The organism is Enterobacter sp. WP_7_1, from assembly GCF_003688535.1.
GTDB lineage: Bacteria > Pseudomonadota > Gammaproteobacteria > Enterobacterales > Enterobacteriaceae > Enterobacter > Enterobacter asburiae.
Genome location: NZ_REFK01000005.1, coordinates 16,668 through 30,519, shown reverse-complemented (window position 1 = coordinate 30,519; position 13,852 = coordinate 16,668). Strand labels below are relative to the sequence as shown.

The window sequence follows — 13,852 nt, the reverse complement described above, 5'->3', positions numbered from 1 at the left end:
TTTTTTGTTACAGAAAGAACTGGGTAGCCGAGTTTCAGGATGCGGGCATCGTATAATGGCTATTACCTCAGCCTTCCAAGCTGATGATGCGGGTTCGATTCCCGCTGCCCGCTCCAATACGTGCTGATATGGCTCAGTTGGTAGAGCGCACCCTTGGTAAGGGTGAGGTCCCCAGTTCGACTCTGGGTATCAGCACCACTTCACTTCTCCTTCCCGTTTCTCTCTGTTTCAATTTTACTGTATTCAACAATTCAGGCATTTCGCCTGGTTGATGTGGTGATATCACCGATTTATCCGTGTCTTAGAGGGACAATCGATGTCTAAAGAAAAGTTTGAACGTACAAAACCGCACGTTAACGTCGGTACTATCGGCCACGTTGACCATGGTAAAACAACGCTGACCGCTGCAATCACTACCGTTCTGGCAAAAACCTACGGTGGTTCTGCTCGTGCATTCGACCAGATCGATAACGCACCAGAAGAAAAAGCTCGTGGTATCACCATCAACACTTCCCACGTTGAGTACGACACCCCGACTCGCCACTACGCACACGTAGACTGCCCAGGCCACGCCGACTATGTTAAAAACATGATCACCGGTGCTGCGCAGATGGACGGCGCGATCCTGGTTGTTGCTGCGACTGACGGCCCAATGCCTCAGACTCGTGAGCACATCCTGCTGGGTCGCCAGGTAGGCGTTCCTTTCATCATCGTGTTCCTGAACAAATGCGACATGGTTGATGACGAAGAGCTGCTGGAACTGGTAGAGATGGAAGTTCGTGAACTGCTGTCTCAGTACGATTTCCCGGGCGACGATACTCCAATCGTTCGTGGTTCTGCTCTGAAAGCGCTGGAAGGCGACGCAGAGTGGGAAGCGAAAATCATCGAACTGGCTGGCTTCCTGGATTCTTACATCCCAGAACCAGAGCGTGCGATTGACAAGCCATTCCTGCTGCCAATCGAAGACGTATTCTCTATCTCCGGTCGTGGTACCGTTGTTACCGGTCGTGTAGAGCGCGGTATCATCAAAGTTGGCGAAGAAGTTGAAATCGTTGGTATCAAAGAGACTGCTAAGTCTACCTGTACTGGCGTTGAAATGTTCCGCAAACTGCTGGACGAAGGCCGTGCTGGTGAGAACGTTGGTGTTCTGCTGCGTGGTATCAAGCGTGAAGAAATCGAACGTGGTCAGGTTCTGGCGAAGCCAGGCTCAATCAAGCCACACACCAAGTTCGAATCTGAAGTGTACATCCTGTCCAAAGACGAAGGCGGCCGTCATACTCCGTTCTTCAAAGGCTACCGTCCACAGTTCTACTTCCGTACAACTGACGTGACCGGTACCATCGAACTGCCAGAAGGCGTTGAGATGGTAATGCCAGGCGACAACATCAAGATGGTTGTGACTCTGATCCACCCAATCGCGATGGACGACGGTCTGCGTTTCGCAATCCGTGAAGGTGGCCGTACCGTTGGCGCGGGCGTGGTTGCTAAAGTTCTCGGCTAATCGCTGATAACATTTGACGCAATGCGCATGAAAAGGGCATCATTTGATGCCCTTTTTGCACGCTTTCACATCAGAACCTGGCTCATCAGTGATTATTTTTGTCATAATCATTGCTGAGACAGGCTCTGCAGAGAGCGTATAATCCATAAAGGGATTAGCGTTTCGATTTGGCTCGCCTCGCAATCGCGGGGTGAAATTATTTGTAGAATTCTTCTGACAGGTTGGTTTATGAGTGCGAATACCGAAGCTCAAGGGAGCGGGCGCGGCCTGGAAGCGATGAAGTGGGTCGCTGTTGCCGTGCTGCTGATTGTGGCAATCGTTGGCAACTATCTTTATCGTGACATGATGCTGCCGCTCCGCGCGCTGGCAGTGGTGATTCTGATTGCTGCAGCGGGCGGTGTCGCGCTGTTGACGACTAAGGGTAAAGCAACCGTTGCTTTCGCTCGCGAAGCACGTACCGAAGTCCGCAAGGTCATTTGGCCGACTCGCCAGGAAACATTGCACACCACGCTGATCGTGGCTGCAGTGACTGCGGTAATGTCACTGATCCTGTGGGGACTGGATGGTATTCTGGTTCGCCTGGTTTCCTTTATTACTGGCCTGAGGTTCTAAGATGTCTGAAGCCCCTAAAAAGCGTTGGTACGTCGTTCAGGCGTTTTCCGGTTTTGAAGGCCGCGTAGCAACGTCGCTGCGTGAGCATATCAAATTACACAACATGGAAGAGTTATTTGGCGAAGTTATGGTTCCGACCGAAGAAGTGGTTGAGATCCGTGGCGGCCAACGTCGCAAAAGCGAGCGTAAATTCTTCCCGGGTTACGTGCTGGTTCAGATGGTGATGAACGACGCGAGCTGGCACCTGGTGCGCAGCGTACCGCGCGTGATGGGCTTTATCGGCGGCACGTCTGACCGTCCGGCGCCAATCAGCGACAAAGAAGTTGATGCGATTATGAACCGCCTGCAGCAGGTGGGTGATAAGCCGCGTCCGAAAACGCTGTTTGAACCGGGTGAAATGGTTCGTGTTAGCGACGGTCCGTTTGCTGACTTTAACGGTGTGGTTGAAGAAGTGGACTACGAGAAGTCCCGCCTGAAAGTTTCCGTTTCTATCTTCGGTCGTGCGACCCCGGTAGAACTGGACTTTGCGCAGGTCGAAAAAGCCTAAGCAGCGATCAAAAAAGCGGCGATTTAATCGTTGCACAGGGCGCGAGATTGGAATACAATTTCGCGCCTTTTGTTTTTATGGGCCCCGGCCCGTAAAACGAATTTTATTCACGGGGAGCCTTCCTGAGGCGCTATTACCCAATCAGAGGATTTTAGAATGGCTAAGAAAGTACAAGCCTACGTCAAGCTGCAGGTTGCAGCTGGTATGGCGAACCCAAGTCCACCAGTTGGTCCAGCTCTGGGTCAGCAGGGTGTGAACATCATGGAATTCTGTAAAGCGTTCAACGCCAAAACCGAATCCCTGGAAAAAGGTCTGCCAATCCCAGTCGTAATCACTGTTTACGCTGACCGTTCTTTCACTTTCGTTACCAAAACCCCTCCAGCAGCAGTTCTGCTGAAGAAAGCGGCTGGTATCAAGTCTGGTTCCGGTAAACCGAACAAAGACAAAGTGGGTAAAATTTCCCGCGCTCAGCTGCAGGAAATCGCGCAGACCAAAGCTGCCGACATGACTGGTGCCGACATTGAAGCGATGACTCGCTCAATCGAAGGTACTGCACGTTCCATGGGCCTGGTAGTGGAGGACTAAGAAATGGCTAAACTGACCAAGCGCATGTCCGTGATCCGTGACAAAGTTGATGCGACCAAACAGTACGACATCAACGAAGCTATCGCTCTGCTGAAAGAACTGGCAACTGCTAAGTTCGTTGAAAGCGTTGACGTTGCCGTTAACCTCGGCATTGACGCTCGTAAATCCGATCAGAACGTTCGTGGCGCAACTGTACTGCCACACGGTACTGGCCGTTCCGTTCGCGTAGCTGTATTTGCTCAGGGTGCAAACGCTGAAGCTGCTAAAGCTGCCGGCGCTGAACTGGTAGGTATGGAAGATCTGGCTGATCAGATCAAGAAAGGCGAAATGAACTTTGACGTTGTTATTGCTTCTCCAGATGCAATGCGCGTTGTTGGCCAGCTGGGCCAGGTTCTGGGTCCACGCGGCCTGATGCCAAACCCGAAAGTTGGTACTGTAACTCCTAACGTTGCTGAAGCGGTTAAGAACGCTAAAGCAGGTCAGGTTCGTTATCGTAACGACAAAAACGGCATTATCCACACCACCATCGGTAAAGTGGACTTTGACGCTGACAAACTGAAAGAAAACCTGGAAGCTCTGCTGGTTGCGCTGAAAAAAGCAAAACCAACTCAGGCGAAAGGCGTGTACATCAAGAAAGTTAGCATCTCCACCACCATGGGTGCAGGTGTTGCAGTTGACCAGGCTGGCCTGAGCGCTGCTGCAAACTAATGCCTTTACGTGGGCGGTGATTTTGTCTACAATCTTACCCCCACGTTTGCTAACGAAAGTTAGCGGCTAAAAGATTTGTTCGTTGGAGCCTGGCCTAATCCAGGCCTCCGTCGAAGACCGCAGGTGTTTCGCAAGAGACTTAATCCCCTGCGTAGACGGTGACAGAACGCTAAGATTATTTTTGGATACTCTGGCTTGTTTCTGCTCACCGTATTAAGACGCTCTTTCCGTTTGGGAGAGTGAAGTGAGTTCCGGAACATGAGTTCCGGCAAACATCCAGGAGCAAAGCTAATGGCTTTAAATCTTCAAGACAAACAAGCGATTGTTGCTGAAGTCAGCGAAGTAGCCAAAGGCGCGCTGTCTGCAGTAGTTGCGGATTCCCGTGGCGTTACTGTAGACAAAATGACTGAACTGCGTAAAGCAGGTCGTGAAGCTGGCGTATACATGCGTGTTGTTCGTAACACCCTGCTGCGTCGCGTAGTTGAAGGTACTCAGTTCGAGTGCCTGAAAGACACGTTTGTTGGTCCGACCCTGATTGCATACTCTATGGAACACCCGGGCGCTGCTGCTCGTCTGTTCAAAGAGTTCGCGAAAGCGAATGCAAAATTTGAGGTCAAAGCTGCAGCCTTTGAAGGTGAGTTGATCCCGGCATCGCAAATCGATCGCCTGGCAACCCTGCCGACCTACGAAGAAGCAATTGCACGCCTGATGGCAACCATGAAAGAAGCTTCGGCTGGCAAACTGGTTCGCACTCTGGCTGCTGTTCGCGATGCGAAAGAAGCTGCTTAATCGCAGTTATCTTTATAAAGCATTTGCTTACGTATAAACTTATTCTGATTTTCAGGAACAATTTAAATGTCTATCACTAAAGATCAAATCATTGAAGCAGTTGCAGCTATGTCCGTAATGGACGTTGTAGAACTGATTTCTGCAATGGAAGAAAAATTCGGTGTTTCTGCTGCTGCTGCTGTAGCTGTAGCTGCGGGCCCGGCTGAAGCTGCTGAAGAAAAAACTGAATTCGACGTAATTCTGAAAGCTGCTGGCGCTAACAAAGTTGCTGTTATCAAAGCAGTACGTGGCGCAACTGGCCTGGGTCTGAAAGAAGCTAAAGACCTGGTAGAATCTGCTCCAGCTGCGCTGAAAGAAGGCGTGAGCAAAGACGACGCAGAAGCACTGAAAAAATCTCTGGAAGAAGCTGGCGCTGAAGTTGAAGTTAAATAAGCCAACTTTTCTGGTTGCAGCCTAAGTAATTAGGCTGATGGCTGGTGACTTTTTAGTCACCAGCCTTTTTGCGCTGTAAGGCATCAGTAGCATTTCACACTGTTTGACTGCTGATTGTCCTGACAATGCATGTTTCTATCGACGACTTAATATATTGCGACAGGGTGCTCGCTCTGTGTAAATCGCGACGAAATGATTTAAGCGTGATAGCAACAGGTATTGCGGAAAGTATTCAATTTTCCGGTCCACAAAATGGTGTTGCACAAACTGTCCCTTCGTCGGACAGATGGGTCGACTTGTCAGCGAGCTGAGGAACCCTATGGTTTACTCCTATACCGAGAAAAAACGTATTCGTAAGGATTTTGGTAAACGTCCACAAGTTCTGGACATTCCATATCTCCTTTCTATCCAGCTTGACTCGTTCCAGAAGTTTATCGAGCAAGATCCTGAAGGGCAGTACGGTCTGGAAGCAGCCTTCCGCTCCGTGTTCCCGATTCAGAGCTACAGCGGTAACTCCGAGCTGCAGTACGTCAGCTACCGCCTTGGCGAACCGGTGTTTGACGTTCAGGAATGTCAGATCCGTGGCGTGACCTATTCCGCACCGCTGCGCGTAAAACTGCGTCTGGTGATCTACGAGCGCGAAGCGCCGGAAGGCACCGTAAAAGACATTAAAGAACAAGAAGTCTACATGGGTGAAATTCCACTCATGACAGACAACGGTACTTTCGTTATCAACGGTACTGAGCGTGTTATCGTTTCCCAGCTGCATCGTAGCCCGGGCGTCTTCTTCGACAGCGATAAAGGTAAAACACACTCTTCCGGTAAAGTACTGTATAACGCACGCATCATTCCTTACCGTGGTTCATGGCTGGACTTCGAGTTCGATCCGAAAGACAACCTGTTTGTCCGTATCGACCGTCGTCGTAAGCTGCCTGCAACCATCATTCTGCGTGCGCTGCAATACACCACTGAACAGATCCTGGACCTGTTCTTTGAGAAAGTGATCTTTGAAATCCGCGACAACAAGCTGCAGATGGAGCTGGTGCCGGAACGTCTGCGTGGTGAGACCGCATCGTTCGACATCGAAGCCGACGGCAAAGTGTATGTGGAAAAAGGTCGCCGTATCACCGCGCGCCACATCCGCCAGCTGGAAAAAGATGATATCAAACTCATCGAAGTTCCGGTTGAGTACATTGCAGGAAAAGTAGCCGCGAAAGATTACGTTGATGAATCAACGGGTGAGCTGATCTGCCCAGCGAACATGGAGCTGAGCCTGGATCTGCTGGCTAAGCTGAGCCAGTCTGGCCACAAACGTATCGAAACGCTGTTCACCAACGATCTGGACCACGGTGCGTATATCTCTGAGACTATTCGCGTCGACCCAACCACCGATCGTCTGAGCGCGCTGGTAGAAATCTACCGCATGATGCGTCCTGGTGAGCCACCAACTCGCGAAGCGGCGGAAAGCCTGTTCGAGAACCTGTTCTTCTCCGAAGACCGCTACGATCTGTCCGCGGTTGGTCGTATGAAGTTCAACCGTTCTCTGCTGCGCGACGAAATCGAAGGTTCCGGTATCCTGAGCAAAGACGACATCATCGAAGTGATGAAGAAGCTCATCGATATCCGTAACGGTAAAGGCGAAGTGGACGATATCGACCACCTCGGCAACCGTCGTATCCGTTCCGTAGGCGAAATGGCGGAAAACCAATTCCGCGTTGGCCTGGTACGTGTAGAGCGTGCGGTGAAAGAGCGTCTGTCTCTGGGCGATCTGGATACCCTGATGCCTCAGGATATGATCAACGCCAAGCCGATTTCTGCAGCAGTGAAAGAGTTCTTCGGTTCAAGCCAGCTGTCTCAGTTCATGGACCAGAACAACCCGCTGTCTGAGATTACGCACAAACGTCGTATCTCTGCACTCGGCCCAGGCGGTCTGACCCGTGAACGCGCAGGCTTTGAAGTTCGAGACGTACACCCGACACACTACGGTCGCGTATGTCCAATCGAAACGCCTGAAGGTCCAAACATCGGTCTGATCAACTCCCTGTCCGTGTACGCACAGACTAACGAATACGGTTTCCTCGAGACCCCGTACCGTAAAGTGACCGACGGTGTTGTAACCGACGAAATTCACTACCTGTCTGCTATCGAAGAAGGCAACTACGTTATCGCTCAGGCGAACTCCAACCTGGATGACGAAGGCCACTTTGTAGAAGATCTGGTTACCTGCCGTAGCAAAGGCGAATCCAGCTTGTTCAGCCGCGACCAGGTTGACTACATGGACGTATCCACCCAGCAGGTGGTATCCGTCGGTGCGTCCCTGATCCCGTTCCTGGAACACGATGACGCCAACCGTGCATTGATGGGTGCGAACATGCAACGTCAGGCCGTTCCAACTCTGCGCGCTGATAAGCCGCTGGTTGGTACCGGTATGGAACGTGCTGTTGCCGTTGACTCCGGTGTTACTGCGGTTGCTAAACGTGGCGGTACTGTTCAGTACGTCGATGCATCCCGTATCGTTATCAAAGTTAACGAAGACGAGATGTATCCGGGCGAAGCAGGTATCGACATTTATAACCTGACCAAATACACCCGTTCTAACCAGAACACCTGTATCAACCAGATGCCTTGCGTATCTCTGGGTGAGCCAGTTGAGCGCGGCGACGTGCTGGCAGACGGTCCGTCCACCGACCTCGGTGAACTGGCGCTCGGTCAGAACATGCGCGTAGCGTTCATGCCTTGGAACGGTTACAACTTCGAAGACTCCATTCTCGTCTCCGAGCGTGTGGTTCAGGAAGATCGTTTCACCACCATCCACATTCAGGAACTGGCATGTGTGTCCCGTGACACCAAGCTGGGGCCAGAAGAGATCACCGCTGACATCCCTAACGTGGGTGAAGCTGCGCTCTCCAAACTGGATGAATCCGGTATCGTTTACATCGGTGCGGAAGTGACCGGCGGCGACATTCTGGTTGGTAAGGTTACACCTAAAGGTGAAACCCAGCTGACGCCAGAAGAGAAACTGCTGCGTGCAATCTTCGGTGAGAAAGCGTCTGACGTTAAAGACTCTTCTCTGCGCGTACCAAACGGTGTTTCCGGTACGGTTATCGATGTTCAGGTCTTCACCCGTGACGGCGTTGAGAAAGATAAGCGTGCGCTGGAAATCGAAGAGATGCAGCTCAAACAGGCTAAGAAAGACCTGTCTGAAGAACTGCAGATCCTCGAAGCGGGTCTGTTCAGCCGTATCTATGCGGTGCTGGTTGCCGGTGGCGTTGAAGCTGAGAAGCTCGACAAACTGCCACGCGATCGCTGGCTGGAACTGGGCCTGACCGACGAAGAGAAACAAAATCAGCTGGAACAGCTGGCTGAGCAGTATGACGAACTGAAACACGAGTTCGAGAAAAAACTCGAAGCGAAACGCCGCAAAATCACTCAGGGCGACGATCTGGCACCAGGCGTGCTGAAGATTGTTAAGGTGTATCTGGCCGTTAAACGTCAGATCCAGCCTGGTGATAAGATGGCAGGTCGTCACGGTAACAAGGGTGTTATCTCTAAGATCAACCCGATCGAAGATATGCCGCACGATGCTAACGGTACGCCGGTAGATATCGTACTGAACCCGCTGGGCGTACCGTCTCGTATGAACATCGGTCAGATCCTGGAAACTCACCTGGGTATGGCTGCGAAAGGTATCGGCGACAAGATTAACGCCATGCTGAAGCAGCAGGAAGAAGTCGCGAAACTGCGCGAATTCATCCAGCGTGCCTACGATCTGGGTACCGACGTTCGTCAGAAAGTCGACCTGAATACCTTCAGTGATGAAGAAGTGCTGCGCCTGGCTGAGAACCTGAAAAAAGGTATGCCAATCGCAACGCCAGTCTTCGATGGTGCGAAAGAAGCTGAAATTAAAGAGCTGCTGCAACTGGGTGGTCTGCCAACGTCTGGTCAGATTACGCTGTTTGACGGCCGTACCGGTGAACAGTTCGAGCGTCCGGTAACCGTAGGTTACATGTACATGCTGAAACTGAACCACCTGGTCGACGACAAGATGCACGCTCGTTCTACCGGTTCTTACAGCCTGGTTACTCAGCAGCCGCTGGGTGGTAAGGCACAGTTCGGTGGTCAGCGCTTCGGGGAGATGGAAGTGTGGGCGCTGGAAGCATACGGCGCGGCATACACCCTGCAGGAAATGCTCACCGTTAAGTCTGATGACGTGAACGGTCGTACCAAGATGTATAAAAACATCGTGGACGGCAACCATCAGATGGAGCCGGGCATGCCAGAATCCTTCAACGTACTGTTGAAAGAGATTCGTTCGCTGGGTATCAACATCGAACTGGAAGACGAGTAATTCTCGCTCAAACAGGTCACTGGTGCCGGGTTAATCCCCGGCACCAGATTGTGCTAACTCCGACGGGAGCAAATCCGTGAAAGATTTATTAAAGTTTCTGAAAGCGCAGACTAAAACCGAAGAGTTTGATGCGATCAAAATTGCTCTGGCTTCGCCAGACATGATCCGTTCATGGTCATTCGGTGAAGTTAAAAAGCCGGAAACCATCAACTACCGTACGTTCAAACCTGAGCGTGACGGCCTTTTCTGTGCGCGTATTTTCGGGCCAGTAAAAGATTACGAGTGCCTGTGCGGTAAGTACAAGCGCCTGAAACACCGTGGTGTGATCTGTGAGAAGTGCGGCGTTGAAGTGACCCAGACCAAAGTGCGCCGTGAGCGCATGGGCCACATCGAGCTGGCGTCTCCGACCGCTCACATCTGGTTCCTGAAATCTCTGCCGTCCCGTATCGGTCTGCTGCTGGATATGCCGCTGCGCGATATCGAACGCGTTCTGTACTTCGAATCTTATGTGGTTATCGAAGGCGGGATGACGAACCTGGAACGTCATCAGATCCTGACTGAAGAGCAGTATCTGGACGCGCTGGAAGAGTTCGGTGACGAATTCGACGCGAAGATGGGTGCGGAAGCTATTCAGGCCCTGCTGAAGAGCATGGATCTGGAGCAAGAGTGCGAGCAGCTGCGTGAAGAGCTGAACGAAACCAACTCCGAAACCAAACGTAAAAAGCTGACCAAGCGTATCAAACTGCTGGAAGCGTTCGTTCAGTCTGGTAACAAACCAGAGTGGATGATCCTGACCGTTCTGCCGGTTCTGCCGCCAGATCTGCGTCCACTGGTTCCGCTGGATGGTGGTCGTTTCGCAACGTCCGATCTGAACGATCTGTATCGTCGCGTTATCAACCGTAACAACCGTCTGAAACGTCTGCTGGATCTGGCTGCGCCGGACATCATCGTACGTAACGAAAAGCGTATGCTGCAGGAAGCGGTAGATGCCCTGCTGGATAACGGTCGTCGCGGTCGTGCGATCACCGGTTCTAACAAACGTCCTCTGAAATCTTTGGCCGACATGATCAAAGGTAAACAGGGTCGTTTCCGTCAGAACCTGCTCGGTAAGCGTGTTGACTACTCCGGTCGTTCTGTAATCACCGTAGGTCCATACCTGCGTCTGCATCAGTGCGGTCTGCCGAAGAAAATGGCACTGGAGCTGTTCAAACCGTTCATCTACGGCAAGCTGGAACTGCGTGGCCTGGCCACCACCATCAAAGCCGCTAAGAAAATGGTTGAGCGTGAAGAAGCTGTCGTTTGGGATATCCTGGACGAAGTTATCCGCGAACACCCGGTACTGCTGAACCGTGCACCAACCCTGCACCGTTTGGGTATCCAGGCATTTGAGCCAGTCCTGATCGAAGGTAAAGCTATCCAGCTGCACCCGCTGGTTTGTGCGGCATATAACGCCGACTTCGATGGTGACCAGATGGCTGTTCACGTACCGCTGACGCTGGAAGCCCAGCTCGAAGCGCGTGCGCTGATGATGTCTACCAACAACATCCTGTCCCCAGCGAACGGTGAACCTATCATCGTTCCTTCCCAGGACGTTGTATTGGGTCTGTACTACATGACCCGTGACTGTGTTAACGCCAAAGGCGAAGGCATGGTGCTGACTGGCCCGAAAGAAGCTGAGCGTATTTATCGCGCTGGCCTGGCCTCTCTGCATGCGCGCGTTAAAGTGCGTATCACCGAATACGAAAAAGATGAAAACGGCGAATTCGTTGCGAAAACCAGCCTGAAAGACACGACCGTTGGCCGTGCCATTCTGTGGATGATCGTACCGAAAGGTCTGCCTTTCTCCATCGTCAACCAGGCGCTGGGCAAGAAAGCGATCTCCAAAATGCTGAACACCTGTTACCGCATTCTGGGTCTGAAGCCGACCGTTATCTTCGCTGACCAGACAATGTATACCGGCTTTGCTTATGCAGCGCGTTCAGGTGCATCTGTTGGTATCGATGACATGGTCATCCCAGAGAAGAAACACGAGATCATCTCTGAAGCGGAAGCCGAAGTTGCTGAGATCCAGGAGCAGTTCCAGTCTGGTCTGGTTACCGCGGGCGAACGCTATAACAAAGTTATCGATATCTGGGCAGCGGCGAACGATCGTGTATCCAAAGCGATGATGGATAACCTGCAGACCGAAACCGTGATTAACCGTGACGGCGTAGAAGAGCAGCAGGTTTCCTTCAACAGCATCTACATGATGGCCGACTCCGGTGCGCGTGGTTCCGCAGCACAGATTCGTCAGCTGGCAGGTATGCGTGGTCTGATGGCGAAGCCAGATGGCTCCATCATCGAAACGCCAATCACCGCGAACTTCCGTGAAGGTCTGAACGTACTCCAGTACTTCATCTCCACGCACGGTGCTCGTAAAGGTCTGGCGGATACCGCACTGAAAACTGCGAACTCCGGTTATCTGACGCGTCGTCTGGTTGACGTTGCGCAGGATCTGGTTGTGACCGAAGACGATTGTGGCACCCTCGAAGGTATCACCATGACCCCGGTTATCGAGGGTGGTGATGTTAAAGAGCCACTGCGCGATCGCGTTCTGGGTCGTGTAACCGCGGAAGACATTCTGAAGCCGGGTACTGCAGACATTCTGGTTCCACGCAACACGCTGCTGCACGAGCACTGGTGTGACCTGCTGGAAGCGAACTCTGTTGACTCCGTGAAAGTACGTTCCGTTGTATCCTGTGACACCGACTTTGGTGTATGTGCGCACTGCTACGGTCGTGACCTGGCGCGTGGCCACATCATCAACAAAGGTGAAGCAATCGGCGTTATCGCGGCACAGTCCATCGGTGAGCCGGGTACACAGCTGACGATGCGTACGTTCCACATCGGTGGTGCGGCATCTCGTGCGGCTGCTGAATCAAGCATCCAGGTGAAAAACAAAGGTAGCATCAAGCTCAGCAACGCGAAGTCTGTTGTTAACTCCGCTGGCAAGCTGGTTGTGACCTCTCGTAACACCGAGCTGAAGCTGATCGACGAATTCGGTCGTACCAAAGAGAGCTATAAAGTGCCTTACGGTGCGGTTATGGCGAAAGGTGATGGCGAGCAGGTTGCCGGCGGTGAAACCGTTGCAAACTGGGATCCACACACCATGCCGGTTATCACCGAAGTAAGTGGTTTCATCCGCTTCACTGACATGATCGACGGCCAGACCATTACTCGTCAGACTGACGAGCTGACCGGTCTGTCTTCTCTGGTGGTTCTGGATTCTGCTGAACGTACTACCGGTGGTAAAGATCTGCGTCCTGCACTGAAAATCGTTGATGCTCAGGGTAACGACGTTCTGATCCCGGGTACCGACATGCCTGCGCAGTACTTCCTGCCGGGTAAAGCGATCGTTCAGCTGGAAGATGGTATTCAGATCGGTGCGGGTGATGCTCTGGCGCGTATTCCACAGGAATCCAGCGGTACCAAGGACATCACCGGTGGTCTGCCACGCGTTGCGGACCTGTTCGAAGCACGTCGTCCGAAAGAGCCTGCAATCCTGGCTGAAATCAGCGGTATCATCTCCTTCGGTAAAGAGACCAAAGGGAAACGCCGTCTGGTTATCACTCCAGTAGATGGCAGCGAACCGTACGAAGAGATGATTCCGAAATGGCGTCAGCTCAACGTGTTCGAAGGTGAACGTGTAGAACGTGGTGACGTGGTTTCCGATGGTCCAGAAGCGCCGCACGACATTCTGCGTCTTCGTGGCGTACACGCGGTAACGCGTTACATCACCAACGAAGTGCAGGACGTTTACCGTCTGCAGGGCGTTAAGATTAACGATAAGCACATCGAAGTTATCGTTCGTCAGATGCTGCGTAAAGCAACCATCGAAAACGCAGGCAGCTCCGAGTTCCTGGAAGGCGAGCAGGTTGAATACTCACGCGTCAAGATTGCTAACCGCGATCTGGAAGCGAACGGCAAAATCGGTGCGACCTTCTCGCGCGATCTGCTGGGTATCACCAAAGCGTCTCTGGCAACCGAGTCCTTCATCTCTGCAGCATCGTTCCAGGAAACGACTCGTGTCCTGACCGAAGCCGCCGTTGCTGGTAAGCGTGATGAACTGCGCGGTCTGAAAGAGAACGTCATCGTGGGTCGTCTGATCCCAGCGGGTACCGGTTATGCGTACCATCAGGATCGTATGCGTCGTCGTGCTGCGGGCGAACTGCCAGCTGCACCGCAGGTGACTGCTGAAGATGCATCCGCGAGCCTGGCAGAACTGCTGAACGCAGGTCTGGGCGGTTCCGACAACGAGTAATCGTTGATGCCCGGTGATGAATATTACCGG

9 protein-coding genes and 2 tRNA genes are annotated in these 13,852 nt (G+C 52.4%); all 11 read left to right on the top strand.

Features of this window, described 5'->3' with window-relative positions; all coding sequences use genetic code 11:
• Positions 1–41 precede the first annotated feature (41 nt).
• The 11 genes from BJ885_RS18750 (at position 42) to rpoC (ending at position 13,822) form a co-directional block, all read left to right on the top strand.
• Positions 42–116 (top strand) — tRNA-Gly (locus BJ885_RS18750).
• Between the two features lie 6 nt (positions 117–122).
• Positions 123–198 (top strand) — tRNA-Thr (locus BJ885_RS18745).
• Between the two features lie 118 nt (positions 199–316).
• A complete protein-coding gene (gene tuf / locus BJ885_RS18740; RefSeq protein ID WP_023309456.1) occupies positions 317–1,501 on the top strand; it encodes an elongation factor Tu in 1,185 nt (394 codons plus the stop codon).
• A gap of 228 nt (positions 1,502–1,729) precedes the next feature.
• Positions 1,730–2,113: a preprotein translocase subunit SecE gene (secE, locus tag BJ885_RS18735; RefSeq protein WP_014068449.1), complete on the top strand. Its 384-nt coding sequence runs from the start codon at positions 1,730–1,732 to the stop codon at positions 2,111–2,113.
• A gap of 1 nt (position 2,114) precedes the next feature.
• On the top strand, positions 2,115–2,660 hold the full coding sequence (gene nusG / locus BJ885_RS18730) for a transcription termination/antitermination protein NusG (RefSeq protein ID WP_002438628.1): 546 nt from the start codon (positions 2,115–2,117) through the stop codon (positions 2,658–2,660).
• Between the two features lie 156 nt (positions 2,661–2,816).
• The gene (gene rplK / locus BJ885_RS18725) at positions 2,817–3,245 is read left to right on the top strand and encodes a 50S ribosomal protein L11 (RefSeq protein ID WP_008503452.1); all 429 of its coding nucleotides are present in this window, start codon (positions 2,817–2,819) and stop codon (positions 3,243–3,245) included.
• Positions 3,246–3,248: 3 nt separating this feature from the next.
• Positions 3,249–3,953 (top strand): 50S ribosomal protein L1, encoded by a 705-nt coding sequence (gene rplA / locus BJ885_RS18720; RefSeq protein ID WP_006810530.1) that lies wholly within the window; start codon positions 3,249–3,251, stop codon positions 3,951–3,953.
• 291 nt (positions 3,954–4,244) lie between these two features.
• Positions 4,245–4,742 carry a 50S ribosomal protein L10 gene (gene rplJ, locus BJ885_RS18710; RefSeq protein ID WP_001207203.1) on the top strand — a complete coding sequence of 166 codons (498 nt, stop codon included), beginning with the start codon at positions 4,245–4,247 and terminating at the stop codon, positions 4,740–4,742.
• Between the two features lie 66 nt (positions 4,743–4,808).
• Positions 4,809–5,174 (top strand): 50S ribosomal protein L7/L12, encoded by a 366-nt coding sequence (gene rplL, locus BJ885_RS18705; protein WP_006176746.1) that lies wholly within the window; start codon positions 4,809–4,811, stop codon positions 5,172–5,174.
• A 319-nt stretch (positions 5,175–5,493) separates the two neighbouring features.
• Positions 5,494–9,522, top strand: a complete 4,029-nt coding sequence (gene rpoB / locus BJ885_RS18700; RefSeq protein ID WP_023334099.1) for a DNA-directed RNA polymerase subunit beta — start codon at positions 5,494–5,496, stop codon at positions 9,520–9,522.
• Positions 9,523–9,598: 76 nt separating this feature from the next.
• Positions 9,599–13,822 carry a DNA-directed RNA polymerase subunit beta' gene (rpoC, locus tag BJ885_RS18695; RefSeq protein WP_029741888.1) on the top strand — a complete coding sequence of 1,408 codons (4,224 nt, stop codon included), beginning with the start codon at positions 9,599–9,601 and terminating at the stop codon, positions 13,820–13,822.
• Positions 13,823–13,852: the final 30 nt, after the last annotated feature.

Bases quoted from the DNA above. Each gene is read 5' to 3' on its own strand.
- tuf (WP_023309456.1), top strand. From the start codon at position 317: ATGTCTAAAGAAAAGTTTGAACGTACAAAACCGCACGTTAACGTCGGT.
- secE (WP_014068449.1), top strand. From the start codon at position 1,730: ATGAGTGCGAATACCGAAGCTCAAGGGAGCGGGCGCGGCCTGGAAGCG.
- nusG (WP_002438628.1), top strand. From the start codon at position 2,115: ATGTCTGAAGCCCCTAAAAAGCGTTGGTACGTCGTTCAGGCGTTTTCC.
- rplK (WP_008503452.1), top strand. From the start codon at position 2,817: ATGGCTAAGAAAGTACAAGCCTACGTCAAGCTGCAGGTTGCAGCTGGT.
- rplA (WP_006810530.1), top strand. From the start codon at position 3,249: ATGGCTAAACTGACCAAGCGCATGTCCGTGATCCGTGACAAAGTTGAT.
- rplJ (WP_001207203.1), top strand. From the start codon at position 4,245: ATGGCTTTAAATCTTCAAGACAAACAAGCGATTGTTGCTGAAGTCAGC.
- rplL (WP_006176746.1), top strand. From the start codon at position 4,809: ATGTCTATCACTAAAGATCAAATCATTGAAGCAGTTGCAGCTATGTCC.
- rpoB (WP_023334099.1), top strand. From the start codon at position 5,494: ATGGTTTACTCCTATACCGAGAAAAAACGTATTCGTAAGGATTTTGGT.